Source organism: Streptomyces sp. NPDC088730 (genome assembly GCF_044751215.1).
Classification (GTDB): domain Bacteria; phylum Actinomycetota; class Actinomycetes; order Streptomycetales; family Streptomycetaceae; genus Streptomyces.
In genome coordinates, this window is record NZ_JBIVLK010000017.1 from 112,992 (window position 1) to 130,844 (window position 17,853).

General features: G+C 72.7%; 14 protein-coding genes and 1 riboswitch. Of the genes, 8 read left to right on the forward strand and 6 right to left on the reverse strand.

The genetic code is table 11. The annotated features are described in order from the left end of the window. Positions 1–87 precede the first annotated feature (87 nt). Positions 88–909 carry a maleylpyruvate isomerase family mycothiol-dependent enzyme gene (locus ACIP89_RS33305; protein WP_401927878.1) on the forward strand — a complete coding sequence of 274 codons (822 nt, stop codon included), beginning with the start codon at positions 88–90 and terminating at the stop codon, positions 907–909. A 273-nt stretch (positions 910–1,182) separates the two neighbouring features. After that, positions 1,183–3,336 (forward strand): tetratricopeptide repeat protein, encoded by a 2,154-nt coding sequence (locus ACIP89_RS33310; protein WP_402118102.1) that lies wholly within the window; start codon positions 1,183–1,185, stop codon positions 3,334–3,336. 6 nt (positions 3,337–3,342) lie between these two features. Here ACIP89_RS33310 and ACIP89_RS33315 read toward each other — a convergent pair whose 3' ends face one another. The 4 genes from ACIP89_RS33315 to ACIP89_RS33330 form a co-directional block, all read right to left on the reverse strand. Next, positions 3,343–3,765, reverse strand: coding sequence for a hypothetical protein (locus ACIP89_RS33315; protein WP_402118104.1), 423 nt, complete (start codon positions 3,763–3,765; stop codon positions 3,343–3,345). Continuing rightward, positions 3,755–5,083: a hypothetical protein gene (locus tag ACIP89_RS33320; RefSeq protein WP_402118106.1), complete on the reverse strand. Its 1,329-nt coding sequence runs from the start codon at positions 5,081–5,083 to the stop codon at positions 3,755–3,757. The genes ACIP89_RS33315 and ACIP89_RS33320 overlap by 11 nt, the downstream gene beginning before the upstream one ends. 114 nt (positions 5,084–5,197) lie before the next feature. After that, a complete protein-coding gene (locus ACIP89_RS33325; RefSeq protein ID WP_401933024.1) occupies positions 5,198–5,680 on the reverse strand; it encodes a hypothetical protein in 483 nt (160 codons plus the stop codon). Between the two features lie 182 nt (positions 5,681–5,862). Beyond that, the gene (locus ACIP89_RS33330) at positions 5,863–6,828 is read right to left on the reverse strand and encodes an NmrA family NAD(P)-binding protein (protein WP_402118108.1); all 966 of its coding nucleotides are present in this window, start codon (positions 6,826–6,828) and stop codon (positions 5,863–5,865) included. Between the two features lie 106 nt (positions 6,829–6,934). Here ACIP89_RS33330 and ACIP89_RS33335 point away from each other — a divergent pair, with 106 nt between their 5' ends. The 6 genes from ACIP89_RS33335 (at position 6,935) to ACIP89_RS33360 (ending at position 14,773) form a co-directional block, all read left to right on the forward strand. Then, entirely contained in the window at positions 6,935–7,675 is a 741-nt protein-coding gene (locus tag ACIP89_RS33335; RefSeq protein WP_402118110.1) for a TetR/AcrR family transcriptional regulator, read from the forward strand. Positions 7,676–7,949: 274 nt separating this feature from the next. Beyond that, positions 7,950–10,016: a phosphocholine-specific phospholipase C gene (locus tag ACIP89_RS33340; RefSeq protein WP_402118111.1), complete on the forward strand. Its 2,067-nt coding sequence runs from the start codon at positions 7,950–7,952 to the stop codon at positions 10,014–10,016. 162 nt (positions 10,017–10,178) lie between these two features. Beyond that, positions 10,179–10,288, forward strand: a riboswitch (SAM riboswitch). Positions 10,289–10,337: 49 nt separating this feature from the next. Continuing rightward, positions 10,338–10,730 carry a hypothetical protein gene (locus ACIP89_RS33345; protein WP_402118112.1) on the forward strand — a complete coding sequence of 131 codons (393 nt, stop codon included), beginning with the start codon at positions 10,338–10,340 and terminating at the stop codon, positions 10,728–10,730. Between the two features lie 222 nt (positions 10,731–10,952). Then, entirely contained in the window at positions 10,953–12,248 is a 1,296-nt protein-coding gene (locus ACIP89_RS33350) for a cytochrome P450 (protein WP_402118113.1), read from the forward strand. After that, positions 12,245–13,501 (forward strand): cytochrome P450, encoded by a 1,257-nt coding sequence (locus ACIP89_RS33355; protein ID WP_402118115.1) that lies wholly within the window; start codon positions 12,245–12,247, stop codon positions 13,499–13,501. Before ACIP89_RS33350 ends, ACIP89_RS33355 begins: the two co-directional genes overlap by 4 nt. 264 nt (positions 13,502–13,765) lie before the next feature. Then, on the forward strand, positions 13,766–14,773 hold the full coding sequence (locus ACIP89_RS33360) for a LacI family DNA-binding transcriptional regulator (protein WP_401927526.1): 1,008 nt from the start codon (positions 13,766–13,768) through the stop codon (positions 14,771–14,773). 64 nt (positions 14,774–14,837) lie between these two features. Here the strand turns inward: ACIP89_RS33360 and ACIP89_RS33365 are convergent, their stop codons facing one another. Continuing rightward, positions 14,838–15,551, reverse strand: coding sequence for a hypothetical protein (locus ACIP89_RS33365; RefSeq protein ID WP_402118117.1), 714 nt, complete (start codon positions 15,549–15,551; stop codon positions 14,838–14,840). A 33-nt stretch (positions 15,552–15,584) separates the two neighbouring features. Then, positions 15,585–17,837: a glycosyl hydrolase family 95 catalytic domain-containing protein gene (locus ACIP89_RS33370; protein WP_402118135.1), complete on the reverse strand. Its 2,253-nt coding sequence runs from the start codon at positions 17,835–17,837 to the stop codon at positions 15,585–15,587. Between the last annotated feature and the right edge of the window lie 16 nt (positions 17,838–17,853).

Consider the following 17,853-nt stretch of genomic DNA (forward strand, 5'->3'; position numbering starts at 1 on the left):
ACAGGCGTGCGCCGCGACAGTCGTGCGGGCCGCGCGCCGGACGAGGCGTACGCGGACGGCACGGCGTTCACGAGGACGGGTAGCAGGGTGGAGCCGGTGGCGGGGCACGAGGTACGGGGCAGGCTGCCCGAAGGACTGGCCGACGCGATACGGGAGACGGCCGCGGAGATCGCGGCCCTGCTGCGCGCAGCCCCCGGCACCGGGCTGCCGGTCCCCAGGTCCGAGTGGACCGTGGGGGAGGCGGCGGCCCACCTGGCGCAGGTCAACCAGCTGATGGCCGACGTGGCCGCCGGACGCCCGCGCGACTACGGGGACGGCACCCCGCAGGGTCTCGCCGAGGCCAATGAGCGGGCCCTCGCGGCGTTCGGTGAACGGGCGGGGGAGCCGCTGGCCGCGATGGTCGTGTCGCAGGCCGCCGCGTTCCTCGACGCGGCGGCCGAGCACCCCTCGGACGAGACACTGATGACGCCGATGGGCCCGATGAACCGCGCGGTCCTCGGCTCGTACCTCCTGACGCACATGCTGGGCCACGGCTACGACCTGGCGCGGGCACTGCGGCGCCCGCACATGGTCGACCGGGTCAGAGCCGGGCTGACCCTGCCCTTCCTCGTCGTGGCCATGCCCAGGGTGGCCGACGAGCGGACCACGGCGGGTCTCACCGTCCGTTACACGGTCCGGCTGTGGGGCGGCGACCGCTTCGGGGTGACGTTCACCGACGGCACGGTGGCGGTGGGCCACCGGCCGCCGGACCGCCCGGACTGCACGATCTCCATCGAGCCGGTCACGTTCCTGCTGTTGGCACTCGGCCGCATCGGCACGGCGGGCGCCATGGCCAGGGGGCGGGTGCTGGCCTGGGGGCGCAAGCCGTGGACAGGACCCCGCTTCCCGGAGTACTTCTCGGCCCCGTGAAGCCGGGACGGACAGCTCTCGGCCCCGGCCGCGGAGCGACTCCATGAGCCCGTGGAGCGCGGCCGGTACGTGCTGTGCGGGCACCGCGACGACCTCGCGCCTCGCCGTGCGCCTCCTCCGGGTTCGCTGCCCCGAGCGGCCGGGCGCCCCGCCCTCGGGGTGCGGTGAGCACACCGTGCGGCGCCCCACTCGGTAGATTGCGTCTGCACGGTGGCAGCGGCGGTGCCGGGGAGGGCGCATCGCGCGGAACACCGGGAACGGGGAGTGCGCCACATGCTGGATCCCATTTCGCTGACAGCCGTCTCGGCGGTGCTCGGCGCGGTCGGCTCGGGAATGGCCAACGAGGCCGGGAGATGGGTGTGGGAGTCGACCGGCGGATACGTCCGCCGCATCGTCGGCCGCGAGATCCCGGCGCCCGTCGCACCCGGCGAACTCGACGCGGTGGCCTTCATGGTGTCGGAGCGGCTCCGCCAGAACCCCCGGCTCGCCTCCTCCTGGACGGCGTTCGCGAGCCGGGTGAGCAGCACGGGCCGAGGCGCGCCGGCGGACTTCACGCCGCGTGCCGGGCAGCCCGGTCTGCCCGCCTCGGTAAGGTTCTTCACCGACCGCAAGGAGGCGCTGAAGAGCCTCGACCGCGAGGCGTCGCGACGCGCGGACGGCACCCCGAGGCTGGCCCTGGTGCACGGCGCGGAAGGCATGGGCACCAGCACACTGGCGGTGCACTGGGGGGTACGCCAGTCCGGGCTGTTCCCGGACGGTCAGCTTTACGCCGATCTGGCGGGCGGCACCACCGCGGCGCGCGGTGCGGGGACCGTGCTGCGCGGCCTGCTGCGCCAGCTCGGCGTGCCGGACGAGGAGATGCCGACCGCAGCTGACCAACTGAGCGAGTTCTTCCGCGGCTGGGTGGCGGACCTGCGGCTGCTGATCGTCCTCGACCACGTGCACTCGGCCGCCCAGATCCGGCCGCTCTTGACCTCCGCGCCCGCCGTGTTCACGATCGTGGTGGCCCGCAGCCCGTTCCCCGGCCTCGACGCGGTGCGCGTTCCCGTCGGCCCGCTGGCGGACAAGGACGCGGTACGGCTGCTGACCCAGCTCCTGGACAAGCCGGCGATCGCCGCGGCACGCGCCACCCTGCCCTCCGTCCTCGCCCGGTGCGGCGGATCGCCGTACGCCCTGCGCGCGGCGGCGCCCCGTCTCACCGGACCCGCCTCCGGTACGCCGGCCGGCGGCGACCCCGTACGGGCGGCGGCGCAGGACACCTACGGCGCGCTGGACCCGGGGACGGCGAGGCTGTACCGCCTGCTGGCGGTACGCGAATGGCCCGCCCTGGACGCCGCGGCGGCCGCCCGGGTCGCCGGGGTGACGCCGGAGGACGCCGGGCGGCGGCTTGAGGAACTGGCGGACGGGCTCCTGCTGGAGCGCAACGCCACTGCCGACGGCCGGGCCCGCTACCACTACCGCCCGGCGGTCCGCGGACATGCCGAGTCCGTCGCCGTACAGGAGGACGGCATCGCCGGCTGCTCGGCCGCGATGGCACGGGCCCTGCGCTGGTACGTCGATGTGTCGACTTCCGCGGCGCACCAGGCACTGCCGGAGAGCTGGCGGGTCCCCGCGCCCTCCGGCACCGGCGACGCCCCGGCCTACGGAAGCCGGGGCGAGGCGCTCGACGCGCTGATCGCCGAGTCCGGCAACCTGATCCAGGCAGTCCACTGTGCGGAGGAATCCGGCGACCCGGACTCGGCCGTACGGCTGTGCCGTTCTCTGTGGCCGCTACAGCTCAAGGCCGGCCGCCACGAGATGCTGCTGCCCGCCCTGCGCGCCGGAGCACGCCTCGCCGACGCCCACCTGCCGGGAAGCGCGGACGCGGGAGCACTGCACGCCCAGCTCGCGCACACGCTGACAGAGCTGCGCCTCTGGGACGAGGCGGAGGCTGAGGCGCTCGCGGCCGCGCGGGCGGAGGAGGCGGCGGGGCACAAGCGGGGCCACGCGTCCGCGACGGAGTTCCTCGGCCTGCTGAGGCTTCGGCAGTGGCGGTTCCAGGAGGCGTACGACTGCTTCGAGGAGGCGGACGCCGTGCTGGTCACGATCCGGGCAGCGGACGAGGGAACCGCCGACGTCCCCCGGGCACGCGCCCTGCTGGAACGCCACCGGGGCCGCGCCCTGCGTGGCCTCGGCAGGTTCGAGGAGTCCAGGGAACGGCTGGAAACGGCGCTCCGTCACTTCCGCGCGGACGGCGACACGTACAACACGGCCAGGACCCTGACCGACCTGGCCGAGACCTGGCTGGACCAGTCGGACACCGCCACCGCGCGCCCCCTGGTCGAGGCGGCGATCACGACGCTGAGCGGCCAGGGCGCCGAGTACCACGTGGCGCATCTGCGGTCCATGCGCGAGCGCTGCACGGCCGGCGAGCACGGCAGCGGCTGAGGCGCGTCACCCGGCGGGCTCGCCGGTGATCCGCACCCGCACGCTCCGCGCCCCGGACCGCACGGTGAACCCGCCGTCATCCAGCAGGGTCACGAGCCGTTCCGCCCTCGCGTCGTCCCCGCCACCCCCGGCCCCCAGCAGCGCATGGAGGGCGGAGGCGACGGCCGCGGGGTCCACCGGGTCCTCCGGCGCGGACGACAGGCTGAGGAGCCGCCCGCCCCTCGGCCTGACGAGGCACTCGGACGGGCCGGCCGTGAAGGCGGCCAGCGCACAGCCGGGGTGACGGTGCAGCACCTCGGCCGTCCAGACCGCCGGAGACCCGAACCGGGGATCGTCGGGCCGCCCGTCCCGGAAGACGACGTCGGCCAGCTCCAGCCAGTCCACGTCGCGGGTGTCCTCGTGCACGGCGATGTGCGCGTCACCGCCCACGCACTCGGCCGGGGGGCGGTGAACCCGCCCAACGGCTCACCGAGACCTCGCCGGGCCGGGGCACCCGGGTCAGTACGTGCAGGGGCGCCGTGACGGACACCGGTTCGTGGCCGGGCAGCGGCAACGGCTCCAGCGAGGCGGCCCACTCCGGCTCCGCCGCACCCATCATCGAGTAGAAGAGGGACCGCAGCCGGACCGCGGCCTCGCCCGGCACGGAGGTGGTGTACTCGGCGGGCCCCGGCAGCGGCCGGTGGTGCTCCACGAGCCGGTCGATCTGCTCGCGCAGCGGCGCACCGGGGTCCAGCCGGGGCGCCACTCGCATGAAGCCGGAGACCGGCGCCCCGGGATCGAGTTCGTGCAGCGGCGCCGCCGCCAGCAGCACCGGAGTGCCGAGCGCCGCCGCGTAGAAGGTGACGGACCCGTGGTCCCCGACCACCGCGTCGGCCGCCACCAGAGCCTGCCGCCACCCCTCCAGCGGATCGATCAGCACCAGCCCGCGGCGCCGCGCCCGGTCGAGCCAGGCCCGGACCTGGCCGGGGCCGTGCCCGTGCCAGATATTGGGGTGCAGCACGGCGGCGAACCGGTACTCGTCCACGGGGAACTCGCCTGCGAGCCGGGGCAGCAGCGCGGGCAGCAGGTCGTCGCCGCCCGTGCCGCCGTCCCCGAAGAAGGACGCCGGATTCCACGTGGAGTTGAGGACGATCAGCCGTTGCCCGGTCCGTACCCCGAGTGCCCGGCGGAAGCGCTCGCGGTAGGGGCGGGCGGCGAGTGCGCGGTCGAAGCAGGGGTCACCGGCGAGCACAGCGGTCGGCGCGGCCTCGGGACAGGCGGCGCGCAGCCGGTCGCACTGCTCGGGATGGGAGAGGACGAGAGCGTCCGCGATGGGTACGCCGTCCGCCAGGACCCACTGCGGGGCCTGCCCGAACACGGGCACGGAGCTGGGCTCCGCTCCTGCGCCGGTGTCCGGTGTCGCCAGCCTTTTAGTGTATCCAACACCGTGCGAGAGGATGGCCAACTTGCCTTCGAGGAGCTCCAGTCGGCCACCGAAGCTGGCGGAGACGGCCAGGTCCACCGGCGTTTCGAGGGCCTGTTCCCATGGCAGTACCGGTACTCCGGTTCCGGCGAGGAGCTCGGCCGTGCCGGCCGAGAAGGCCGAGGACTCCGGGCAGGTGGCGAGGAGCTGGATGCGCAGATCGCCGTCGAAGAGCGGCAGCACGTCCAGGAGCCGGGTGGCGGAGGTCACGTTGTGCACGACGACCAGCACCCGCAGGCACTTCCCTCGGGTGGCCCACCGCACGGCACCGTCACCGACCGGCACTCGCAGCCATCCGGTCCGCCCTTGTGTCACCCGCGCCCCCACTCGGCCCATGGGCCGTGCGTCTGCCCGGCCGGCCAGCCACGATATCCAATCGGTCCGGGCGGGCGCCCTGTGTCAGGCGGCCATCGCCACGGAGGTCTTCCCGAGCACCGGGCCGGCGGCCGGGCCGGTCTTCCGGTCCCCGAAGACCACCACCCGCAGCAGGGCGAACCGCCCGACCCCGGCCAGCGCCGACGCCGACAGGTACACAGTCTGTTCGACCAGAGCCGACGGCTCGGAGCGGACCGCGAAGAGGCAGAGCAGCGCCCCGGTCGTGAAGGCGTAGCTGACGGCGACGGTCAGCCCGGACCGGAGGTGCACGCCCCACCCGCGGCGGTCGCTGCGGAACGACACCCGGCTGTGCAGCTCGGTGGCTATCACCGTGGACACCACGGTCACCAGAGCGTTCGCCAGGGCCAGCGGCATCAGGCCGTGGAGCAGCATCAGCACTCCGCTGGAGGCGACCCCGACCCCGCCGCCGCAGACCACGAAGCGCACGAATGCCGCGACCAGGGCGTGCGGCGTGCGCGTCGGCTGACGGGGTGGGGCGGCGGTCACGGGTTTCCTCCGGGGACGGTGTGGGGCGGTACGGCCATCTCACCCCAGAACCTACGGACTCGGCGTCCTCCCCACGACCCGGTTTCTCCCCGACCTTCCTGGGGGTTGTCCCCCAGGGGACCGCGGGGGACAACCCCCTCCGGACCGTCCGCCGTCGGCCCGCACCGCACTCGCCGTGTGCGTCAGTCCGCCCGCGCCGACGTCCGTGGCGGTCCGGCGAACGTGGCGCGGAGCGCGTCGGCGCCGGACTCCTCGAGCCAGTCCGCGAGGGTGCGCAGTCCGGGGTGCACCACGCGCAGCGCCTCGATGTCGGCGTGCCAGCGCGCGCCGGCTGCCCAGCGGTTCCTGACGTGGGCGATCTCGGGACTGAGCGAGGCGGCCTCGTCGTGGGTGAGCTGGTGATAGCGCACGGTCGTGCCGGTCGCTTCCGTGATGGCGGCGACCGCCTCCGCCGGGGTCGGCGCGTCTCCGGCCAGCTCCAGCGTCCGGCCGCCGAACCGGTCCGGGGAGTCGAACGCCAACGCGGCGAACTCCGCGATGTCCTCCACCGCGATGACCTGGACAGGCTCGTCCGGAGGGAAGACGTGCCGGTGCACTCCGTTGACGATGCCGTCCAGGCCGATGTCCCACGACGCGAGGTAGTTCGACATGAACCGCACCGGACGCAGCACCGTCACCAGAGCGATCCGTTCACGCAGATGGTGCTCGATTCGCTCCTTGCCCTGAGCCGTGGGCAGCCGGTCCGGAGTGGACGCGATACCGGTGAACACGACGTGCCCGACTCCGGCTGCCGCCGCCGCGTCCGCCAGGGCCCGGCCGCGGGTGAACTCCCGCTCCGCGTCGGTGCCGCCCGGCCCGTACGCGAGCGGAGGAACGGCGAAGAGTCCCGTCGCCCCTTCCAGCGCCGCCGGAAGACCCGAAGGATCGTCGACGTCGCAGCGGGCCAGTTCGGCCCCGGCGGCCCGCAGTGCGAGGGCCGCGGGTGCGGTCGTGTCACGTACGAGCGCGCGCACCGGTGTGCCGGCCGCCAGAAGCCGCCGTGCGGTGGCGCCGCCCTGCTTGCCGGTCGCACCGGACACGGCCACGAGCCGGGCGTCGGGACGGGAACCGGGAACGGAAGGGTCGGGCCGTGCCGGGCGAGCGGTCATGTCGTCCTCCGCCCCGGGGGGTTCGAGGGCCTTGTCAGCGTGGCGGTCCCGGGGACGATGTGGAATCCTGCACCCGGTTGAAGGCGATGGACAAGGAATACGTGACATGGCTCCCGCTCCCTCCGGCACCGGCCGGGCCGATGCCCGGCGCAACCGCGCGAAGGTGCTCGCCGCAGCCGTTCAGGCGTTCACCGTCAAGGGACTCGACGTCTCCCTCAGCGAGATCGCACGGCAGGCGGGGGCGGGTACCGGCACCGTGTACCGGCACTTCCCGAGCAAGGAGAACCTGCTGGAGGCCGTACTCGTCCAGCACGTCGAAGACCTGGTCGCGGCGGCTCGCCGGTGGGCCGCGCAGGCCCCTCCTGCCGCGGCGTTCTTCGGCTTCCTCCTGGAGACCATCGAGAAGTCGTCCGGGCGCAAGCACGTCTGCGACCTCGTGACCACGGACACCAGCTGGCCGCGCCCGATGCTCGCCGCCTCGGCGCACCAGTTCCAGCAGGTGCTGACCGAGCTGCTCCGCGCGGCCCAGCGCACCGGTGGAGTCCGTGCCGACCTGGGCCCGGACGACATCGCCGTACTCATCGCCGGATGCGCGACGATGCGGGCCGCCCACCGGGACGCGGCCGCCGGGGTGCGCATGGTCCACCTGGCGCTGGAGGGCTTGCGGGGACCGGCCTCGGTCACGGAAAGGCGGGTGTTCCGTGACGCGCCCGGCAGGCGTCACGCAACGAGACCGCGATGCGAGGAGTGCGGGGCCGAGTTCGACGCCAAGACGGCGGGCCGTCCCGCACGCTACTGCGGCGCGACGTGCCGCCAGCGGGCCCACCGGCGTCGCGGCGGACGATGAGACGCCGTCGTGTAGGTCCGCGCCCGGACCGAGGCCGGTGCGGGCGCGGACCTGCACGGCCCCGTCACACAGCGGACGGCGAGCGCCCGAACAGAGGCGCGGGCCCAAGCGAGGGCGGCGTCCGCCGGTTCTGTGAGGAGTTCGGCCGGACCCGGAACGTTCGGCGGAACGCCATCGCGTGCACACCGCACGGGTCTTCCGCCGGACCGCCGGTTCTGGAACACTCCTGTCGTTTTCGCCCTTATGTTTCCTCACCCCACAGAGGCCCCCACCCATGGCAGATCTCAACCGTCGCCGCCTCCTGCAACTCGCCGGAGGCGCGGTCGCCTTCAGTACGTTGTCGAGCAGCATCGCCCGCGCCGCCTCACTGCCCGCGAAAGGCCGTACGGGCACGCTCCAGGACGTCGAGCACATCGTCGTACTGATGCAGGAGAACCGTTCCTTCGACCACTACTTCGGCACCATGAAGGGTGTGCGCGGCTTCGGTGACCCGCGTCCGGTCACGCTGCCGAGCGGAAAGCCGGTCTGGCACCAGAAGGACCTCCTCGGCAAGGAGGTGCTGCCGTTCCGGCCGCCCGCCGACGACCTCGGGCTGCAGTTCCTCCAGGACCTGAACCACGACTGGGCCGGCGGGCACCGGGCCTTGAACAAGGGTGCGTACGACCAGTGGGTCCCCGCCAAGACCGCCACGACGATGGCCCACCTCACGCGGGAGGACATCCCGTTCCACTACGCCCTCGCCGACGCGTTCACCGTCTGCGACGCGTACCACTGCTCGTTCCTCGGTTCGACCGACCCGAACCGCTACTACCTGTGGAGCGGGTACACCGGAAATGACGGCACCGGCGGCGGTCCCGTGCTCGGCAACGACGAGTCTGGGTACGGCTGGAAGACCTATCCCGAGCGGCTGGAGGAGGCCGGGGTGTCGTGGAAGGTCTACCAGGACATCGGTGACGGGCTCGACGCCGCCGGATCATGGGGGTGGATCGACGATGCCTACCGGGGCACGTACGGCGACAACTCGCTTCTCTACTTCAACAGTTACCGCGACGCCAAGCCAGGCGACCCGCTCTTCGAGAAGGCGCGCACCGGGACCGACGTCAAGAACGGCGACGGGCTCCTCGACGATCTCAAGGCCGACGTCCGGGCCGGGACGCTCCCCAAGATCTCCTGGGTGGTCTCTCCCGAGGCCTACAGCGAGCACCCCAACTGGCCCGCCAACTACGGTGCCTGGTACATCTCGCAGGTGCTGGACGCGCTGACGTCCGACCCCGAGGTCTGGGGCCGGACCGCCCTCTTCATCACCTACGACGAGAACGACGGCTTCTTCGACCACGTCGTGCCGCCGTTCGTGCCGTCCGGCGCGGCGCAGGGGCTGTCCACCGTGGACACCTCCGCCGACCACTTCCCCGGCGACATCCGGTACGCGGCCGGGCCGTACGGGCTCGGGCAGCGCGTGCCGATGACCGTCGTGTCCCCGTGGAGCACCGGCGGGTTCGCCTGTTCCGAGGTCTTCGACCACACCTCCGTCATCCGGTTCATGGAAGAGCGCTTCGGCGTGCACGAGCCCAACATCTCGCCCTGGCGGCGCGCTGTCTGCGGCGATCTCACCTCGGCCTTCGACTTCCGCACGACGCGGACCGCGCCCGCCTCGCTGCCCTCCACGGACGGATACGCCCCGCCGGACGGGGAGCGGCACCCCGACTACGTACCGGTGCCGCCGGTCTCCGGCAGTGTGCCGAAGCAGGAGTCCGGCACGCGGCCCACCCGGCCGCTGCGGTACGCGCCGCTCGTGGACGGGACGGCAGACCCGGGCACCGGGAAGTACCGGCTCACCTTCAGCGGCGGGGACGCAGCCGGAGCGCAGTTCCTGGTGACGTCCGCCAACCGCGGCGACGGGCCCTGGACCTACACCACCGAGGCGGGCAAGTCGCTCTCCGACAGCTGGAACACGGCCTACTCCAGCGGAGTGACCGACCTCACGGTGCACGGTCCGAACGGATTCCTGCGGACCTTCAGGGGTCCCGGCAAGGCGGCCGGACCGGAGGTGACGGCGCGTCATAACCCGGCGAACGGGGCTCTCGACCTGACGCTCACCCATGCCGGTACGGGGACCGTCCAGCTGACCGTGCGCAAGGCGGACGCCTACGGCGGCGGGGCGCAGACCTTCGCGGTGCGGGCCGGCGCGACCGTGCGGCACACCGTTGACCTGCGCGGGAGCAAGCGCTGGTACGACATCGAGGTGGTCTCGGACGCGGACGCCGCGTTCCTTCGCCGGTTCGCCGGACACGTCGAGACGGGTGAGGCGGGAACGAGCGACCCGGGCCTCGTCACCGGCTGACCGGCCGGCCCGGTGACGGCTGAGCGCCGGCCGGGCCGTCACCGGGAGAGGCGGGGGTGCGCGGGCCGGATCCGGCCCGCGCCCGTGCGTCCCTGACCGTCCGTCGGCCGAGCGGTCCCGCGCGTCGGGAGGCGGCTGCTCGGTGCGTTAGGGTTTTCGCCGGGTCATGAGTTCCAGTGCGCAGCCCCGGCTTGCTGGACGGCACCCCGCTCCGCTGCGGGTGCTCCGGGTGACGACCTGCCCCGTGCGCGAGGTACGGGGAACAGCGGACCGCGGTGCAGAGCGCTCGGGGTCCATCATCCCCGGAAGGCGGGACTCACCGTGCTGCGTCATCTCCCCGAACACGGCTCCGTGCGGAGCGAGGACTGCGCGCGGTACGCCGCGGGCCACCAAGTGCACTGGATCCACGCCAAGAAGTGCCGGCAGGAGCCCGGTCAGGCCGTCGAGATACTGCTGACCGCAGACGATGTCCGGGACGACGGCTGGATCGGTCTGCGGGCCGCGTTCGACTACGCGGACACCCTTCCGCCGGTGTGGACGCACGCCCCGGACGGGCTGCGGGAGGTTCTCGCCGGTCACCGAGGGCGCGTGTACTGGCTCTCCCGTTGGCATGCGCTGAAGCTCGTGACCGGTGCCGACCGGCTCGCCGGACTCGTCAACGTCGCCTTCGAGGCCGGGGAGCTGTGCGACGCCCCGGGGGCCGGGCGCTTCTAGCCGGGTACGGAGCCGCTCCTCGGCGTCGCTGCTTGGCGTCGGTACTTGGCGTCGGTGCTTGGAGTCGGTCGTCAATTGTCGTGAGATGTCCAGCGGTTGCTCCATTTCGGGTGCACATTTGATCGTCATCGACCGCTGTGGTGTCACATAAAATCCTTATAGTGGGCGTGCGTTGACCGCACGATCGTGACGCGTGACGCTTCCGCCACAGAAGTCAGGACGATGACGCGCCCTTCCTCCCCAGACCCCGAGTCCGCCTCACCCCCTCCGGAGTGCCCCGCGCACGCGGGGCCCGGTGCCGTACCCCTGAGCGGGCCCTCGTTCCAGACCGAGCCGCAGGCCGTCTACCGGGCCATGCGGCGGGACCACGGACCGGTCGTCCCCGTCGAACTGCCGGGCGGGTTCCCCGCCTGGCTGGTCATCGGCTACCGGGAACTCCATCAGGTCACCAGTGACGGTGAGCTGTTCCCGCGCGATGTCGGCCTGTGGAACCAGTGGGAGCACATACCGGAGGACTGGCCGCTGCTGCCCATGGTCGGGCGGCCGCTGCCGTCCGTCTACTTCAGCGCGGGGGACGAGCACCGGCGGCACGCCCGGATGGTCGGGCCCGCCCTCGAAGGGGCCGACCCGTTCGAGACCCGCCGCCACTGCGAGCAGTTGGCCGACCGGCTGATCGACGCCGTGTGCAGCCGGGGCACGGCCGACCTCGTCGCCGACTTCTGTGAGCCGCTTCCGGTCCTGGTCCTCGCCAGGCTGGTCGGGTTCCCCGACGACGAGGGCGGCTCCATCGCCCGGGTGCTGAAGGACCTGGCCGACGGCGGTCCGGGCGCGCAGGAGGCCCACCTGCGTTTCGCGGAGCACATGACGCGACTCGTCGCCGCGAAGCGTGCCGCCCCCGGCGACGACGTGACCTCCCGGATGCTCGCGTTCCCCGAGGCCTTCACCGACGAGGAGTACATGCTCGACCTGATGGCCGTCACGGCCGCCGGGCACCTCACCACCGCCGACTGGATCAGCAACTCGCTGCGGCTGATGCTCACGGAGGACGAGTTCGCGCAGTCGATGGCGGGCGGCCGGCGCAGCGTCGGCGAGGCCATGAACGAGGTGCTCTGGGAGGACGCGCCGACGCAGATCCTCGCCGGGCGCTGGGCCGCCCGCGACACCCGGCTCGGCGGACAGCCGGTCAGGGCGGGGGACATGCTGCTGCTCGGGCTCGGCGCCGCCAACACCGATCCGCTGATCCGGCAGAGCCTGGCCGGCGGCGGCTCCTCCGCCCGGGGCGGCAACGGCGCGCATCTCGCCTTCAGCCACGGCGAGTACCGGTGCCCCTTCCCCGCCCAGGAGATCGCGGAGACCATCGCGCGTACCGGCATCGAGGTGCTGCTCGACCGGCTGCCCGACCTGGAGCTCCGGGTCCCCGTCGCAGAGCTGGTGCGGCGGCCCTCCGCGTTCCTGCGCGGCACCACCGCGCTGCCCGTTCGGTTCACCCCCGTCCGTACGACAGGAGACCTCTTGTGAACTGCCCGCACGCCGCCGCGCACGCAGCAGCCCCGGACGGCGGGACCGTCGTCATCGACCCCATGGTCCAGGACCTGGACGGAGAGACCGCGAGGCTGCGCGAGGCCGGCCGGCTCGCCCGGATCGAGCTGCTCGGCGTACCCGCCCGGGCGGTCACCCGGTACGCCGACGCCCGTCAACTCCTGATCGACCCGAGGCTGGTGAAGGATCTCGAAGCCTGGGCGCTGTGGCAGAGCGGCGAGGTGACGCACGCGTGGCCGCTCATCGGCATGATCGACGCCGGGCGGTCCATGTTCACCGTGGACGGCGCCGAGCACCGGCGGCTGCGCACCAAGACCTCCCAGGCGCTCACCCCCCGCCGGCTGGAGGCCGTCAGGCCCGACATCGAGAAGTTCACCGGGGAACTGCTGGACGCCCTCGCGGACGGCGGCAGGGACGGGGCCGTCGTCGACCTCAAATCGGTGTTCGCGCAGCCGCTGCCGATGCGGGTCGTCGGCATGCTGATGGGCGTGGACCCCGCCGAGAACGCCATGCTGACCAGACAGTACAAGGCCTTCTTCTCGATGCTCACCCCGCAGGACGAACGGCTCGCTCTGCTGGCCGAGTTGGACGTCTTCTACGCCGGACTGGTGCGCGAGAAGGCCGCGCGGCCCACCGACGACCTGACCTCCGCGCTCATCCTCGCCGACGAGGGCGGCGAGCCGCTCACCGAGGAAGAGGTGGTGGGCACCCTCAAGGCGATGGTCGCGGCCGGCCACGAGACCACGATCGGACTCATCCTCAACGCGGTACGGGCCCTCCTGTCCCACCCGGAACAGCTGCGGATGGTCCTCGACGGGGAGGTCTCCTGGGAGACGGTGATCGAGGAGACGCTGCGGTGGGACACCCCGACCACCCATCTGCTGATGCGGTTCGCCACCGAGGACATCCAGGTGGGTGACGACGTCATAGCCAAGGGCGAGGGGGTGGTCGTCTCGTACCGGGTGATCGGCCGGGACTTCGAGCAGCACGGTGCGGACGCGGACGCCTTCGACATCACCCGCCCCGCCCCCATCCGGCACATGACGTTCGGCCACGGTCCGCACATCTGCCCCGGCGCCGCGCTCTCCCGGATCGAGGCGGGGATAGCGCTGCCCGCCCTCTTCGCCCGGTTCCCCGGACTGCGGCTCGCGGTGCCGGACGCGGACATCCGCAAGCTCCCGGTGATGACCCAGAACGACATGGCGGCCTTCCCCGTTCTGCTCGACGCCTGAACCGGTACGGACGGCATATCGTGGCGGTGGCCGTACGGCTGACCGCCACGGGCCACCGCCTACGGAAGGCGTGTGTCGCCGCTTCCTGTGTCGAAGCGCTTCGACAGCTCTATGGACACGCTGTGCCAGCAGGTCTAGGCTCACATCGTCCGTATACACCCAAGGTGATGGGTGGGGTGTCGAAGCGCTTCGCCGCAGTGGTGTCCGACTGAAACCGCCCCTCCGTGTGCCGGTGTCCGACGTCGTTCCGTGATGGAGAGCTGAATGGTCACCCTTGCCGAGGTCGCACAGCACGCCGGAGTCTCCGCCAGCACGGTGAGCTATGTCCTCAGCGGGAAGCGGTCCATCTCGGTCCCCACCCGGGAACGGGTGGAACGGAGCATCAAGGAGCTCGGCTACCACCCCAACGCGGGTGCGCGGGCGCTCGCCAGCAGCCGGTCGAACATCATCGCGCTCATGGTGCCGCTGCGCACCGACATGTACGTGCCCGTGATGATGGAGATCGCCATCGCCGTCGCCACGACGGCCCGCATCCACGGCTACGACGTCCTGCTGCTGACCGGCGAGGAGGGCCCCGCCGCCGTACGCCGGATCGCCGGCAGCTCACTCGCCGACGCCATGATCCTGATGGACGTCGAACTGCACGACGAACGGCTGCCCCTGCTGCGCGAGACCGACCGCGCGGCCGTGCTCATCGGGCTGCCCGCGGAGACCGCCGGCCTCACCTGCGTGGACCTCGACTTCGAGGCGACCGGAGCGCTCTGCGTCGAGCACCTCGCCGGACTCGGGCACCGTGAGGTCGCGGTGATCGGCGAGGCGGCCGCGGTGTACGAGCGGCACACCGGATTCGCCGAGCGGACCGTGGACGGAGTGCGGGCCAAGGCGCGGGAGACCGGCGTGCGGGTCCTGCACCGGCCCTGCGAGGGCGGCTATCCCGCGATGGCCCAGACCCTCTCGCGGATATTCGACGAGCGCCCCGGCACCACCGGCTTCATCGTGCAAAACGAATCGGCGGTGGAGCCGTTGCTCAATCTCCTGCGACAGCAGGGCCGGGCGGTGCCGGAGGACGTGTCCGTGGTCGCCATCTGCCCCGAGCAGGTGGCCGCCCAGGCATCGGTCCGGCTGACCTCGGTCGCCATCCCCGCGCAGGAGATGGGCCGCCGCGCGGTCGAACAGGTCGTCGCCAAGCTCTCCGGCCGCGGCACCGACGAGACCGAGCTGCTGGCACCCGAGCTGACGGTACGGGAGAGCACCGGCCCCGCCCCGAGGTGACGCCGCACACCGGTGCGCGCACGAGCCGGCCCCCGCGAGGGGACCGGCTCCCTGCGTGTGCGGCTCAGCTCGCGGAGACACTGAATCCGTTCGTCGTGAAGTCCAGGCCGCCGGCGGACGAGGTGATCTCGTAGCCGAACTGGACGTCACCGATGATCTCGTCGCCCCACCAGCCCTTGGTGTCCTTGATCCACTTGAGGATGGGCAGGATGTCCACGGAGCCCGACGCGGAGTCCGAGGTGCGCAGGAACGAGAAGACCTGGTTGGCCCCGTTGTCGCCCTTGTAGACGGTCCAGGAGTGACCGCCGAGCGCCACCGTTCCCTGCGGCGTGCCGAGCGGACCGACGGCGCCGTTGTAGTTGACCCAGAGCATGAGCTCGTAGTCGTCATCGGTGTCCCAGATGTCGTACGAGGTGTTGTAGGCACCCGCCGACGGGACGGTGACGTTGTAATCGCTGGTGAGCGACGACAACGAGGTGATGGACTTGCCGACGACCTTCTTGGCGTTCGGGTAGGACTTGATGCCGCCGGTGTTCGGGTGGTCGGCCGAAACGCCCCAGTTGGAGGACGAGTTGGCCCAGATGGACTGGGAACCCGCTCCGGAGCCCCAGATGTTGTTGTACAGGGTGTATCCGTCGGAGGTGGTGTAGTTGCCCCACTGGTCCGAGGAGGACCAGATCGCGGCCTGGGCGGGCGCGGCGGCGAATCCGATCAGAGCCGCCACTGCCGTTGCCGGGGCCAGTGCGAACCTGCTGAGCGTGCGGGTGCGTGGTGCCATGGTCGTCCCTTCCATGGTGGGTGGGGGGAAGTGCTACCGCGGCCCCAGTTCGAGGACGCGGTCCACGCCGGCCGTCAGCTCCAGCGGAGCGGCGGTCGATCCGGCGGAGGAATCGGTGAGGGTGCTGCCGCCGCCCGTGCGGACGTCGACGCGGGCGGCACGGCCGGGGTGCAGCACCGCGGTCGCGGTGCCGTCGGCGGACCAGCGCAGATCCAGGACCGCGCCGAACCTGGTACGGATGCCCCGCAGTTCACCGCCGGGACAGCCGGTGAGCGGTGCGGGCAGCAGGACCAGCCGGTGGGGTGTCGACTGGACGAGTGACTCGATGACCGCCGCGGGCAGCGCGTGGGCGGCGTCCGCGTTGTAGACGTCGCGCCCCGGATAGTGCGCGCTCATCAGGGAGTCGTGGAAGAAGTCGCCCGCGAGCACGGCGTTCAGTGCGGCGGAGGCCCGCGCCCCGTCCCGCAGCCGCGCGGCGACCAGCGCGTGGTGCAGATGACCGTGGGCGGAGTCGTTCTCCGAGCCCCGCAGCTCCAGAGCGCGACGCGCCGCGGCCGACAGCTCCGGGGTGTCGTACGGGTTGATCGCGTCCAGCGGCCACACCGGGTAGAGGTGGCTGAGATGGCGGTGGTCGTAGTTCTCCGCCAGGCCCGGCCACGCCCATTCCGCCAGTGCGCCGTCCCCGTTGACGGCGAAGTCCGGCAGCCGGGCGGCCAGTTCGCGCCACCGGGCGGCCGCCGGGAGGCCGGGGGAGTGGTCCGCGGAGACGGTCAGCGCGTGACGGGCGGCCGCGAGGTCCATCGTCGCGTTCACCGTCACCCAGCTCGCGTTGGCGGGCCGGTTCTCCGGCGAGTAGGAGGGCACCAGGGCGACGGTCCCGTCCGGGGCGGTACGGGTCAGGAAGTCCTCGTAGAACAGGGCCGCCTCGTGCAGGGCCCCGGCCAGTCGCGGGTCCGTCACCCCGCTGGTCTCGGCGTGTGCCAGCAGCGGCTCCAGCAGCCAGTCCGCACCGGCCGTCCACAGGTGCAGCGGATACGCGCGCTGGAAGTGGCGGGTGTGGCCGGACTCGCCGTCCGTGTGCGACGGGGCGACGATCCCGCGCGCCCCGAAGACCGACCGCGCGTTGTCCCGCCAGTCACCGAGCTGGCCGTACACCAGGGCGGCATGCGCCAGGGACACCTCGGGCAGCGCCGCGGCCGCCGCGGAGGCGATCTGGAGGTTGAGATTGGCGTTGGTGGTGAACGCACCCGACCAGGCGGTGTCCCAGTCGCCCGTCCACAGGCCCGTCAGCCGGGGCGGCAGCACACCGGAGGACGAGAGCAGGTGGTAGCGTCCCGCCGCGAACAGCCGCTCCAGCAGCGCGGGACTGTCCGCCAGGCGCACCAACTCGCTCCCGGGCAGCGCCCGTTCCGCCGGGTCCGCGTCCAGCGTCAGGGAGGCCCGCTCGAAGGCGGGACGGTGCAGCGAGAGGTGCCGTCCGAGCAGTGCCGGGTAGTCGTCCCCCGGCAGCGCCGCGCACTCCGCCGCGAGGCCGAGGTCACCCGTATGGCGCCGCACCCGGGTGAGCAGCAGCAGGCTACGGGCTCCCTCGACACGGATGCCCTCACCCGACACCGACACCCGCCCGCCGTCCGCCCGGACGACGGTCACCCCGGTGTACGCGAGCTCGCTGTCCGGGTAGCCCACCCGCAGCGCCAGCCGGCCGCCGCCCGGAGTCAGCGCGGTGCTGCGCCCGATCGCCAGCCGGGGCGGGGCGCCGGGCAGGGCGTGGTCCAGGGTCAGGTCCACCGCGAGCCCGGGGCCGGTCACCCGCTGCACGATCACGTCGTCCGCGCGGGAGACGAAGACCTGGCTGCGGCGGCCCTCGCAGACGGCAGTGATCTCACCCGTGGTGAAGGAGACCGAGCGGCGGTATCCGGCGGGCGGCGCGTCGTCGCCGGGGGCGGGCGCCGAGGCCGGAGTGGGACGGAGCCGGGTCTGGAACGCCGGGTGGAAGGGCTGCACCCAGACCAGTGGCCGCCCGGTGCCGAACTGCTCGCCGGCCGTGGTGTCCCCGGCCAGCAGTCCGTCCCGCAGCCGCTCCATCCCGTGCGCCAGCTCGGGCGGGCGGAGGTGCTCGCTGCCGTTGGGCCGGACCAGCGTGTGGTGGTTGACGACGACCCGGTCGTCGGCCGGATCCCCGTACACCATGGCGCCGTGCCGGCCGTTGCCGCCGAGGAAGGCGTCCTCCCAGCGGGCAGCGGGGCGGGGCTCCCAGGTGCCGTCGATGTGGGCGCGGCCGGTCACGGCGCGGCGTTTCTCA

Excerpts from the sequence above, each read along its gene's own strand:
- ACIP89_RS33365 (WP_402118117.1), bottom strand. The coding sequence starts at position 15,551 with ATGGCACCACGCACCCGCACGCTCAGCAGGTTCGCACTGGCCCCGGCA.
- ACIP89_RS33310 (WP_402118102.1), top strand. The coding sequence starts at position 1,183 with ATGCTGGATCCCATTTCGCTGACAGCCGTCTCGGCGGTGCTCGGCGCG.
- ACIP89_RS33360 (WP_401927526.1), top strand. The coding sequence starts at position 13,766 with ATGGTCACCCTTGCCGAGGTCGCACAGCACGCCGGAGTCTCCGCCAGC.
- ACIP89_RS33330 (WP_402118108.1), bottom strand. The coding sequence starts at position 6,828 with ATGACCGCTCGCCCGGCACGGCCCGACCCTTCCGTTCCCGGTTCCCGT.
- ACIP89_RS33340 (WP_402118111.1), top strand. The coding sequence starts at position 7,950 with ATGGCAGATCTCAACCGTCGCCGCCTCCTGCAACTCGCCGGAGGCGCG.
- ACIP89_RS33335 (WP_402118110.1), top strand. The coding sequence starts at position 6,935 with ATGGCTCCCGCTCCCTCCGGCACCGGCCGGGCCGATGCCCGGCGCAAC.
- ACIP89_RS33350 (WP_402118113.1), top strand. The coding sequence starts at position 10,953 with ATGACGCGCCCTTCCTCCCCAGACCCCGAGTCCGCCTCACCCCCTCCG.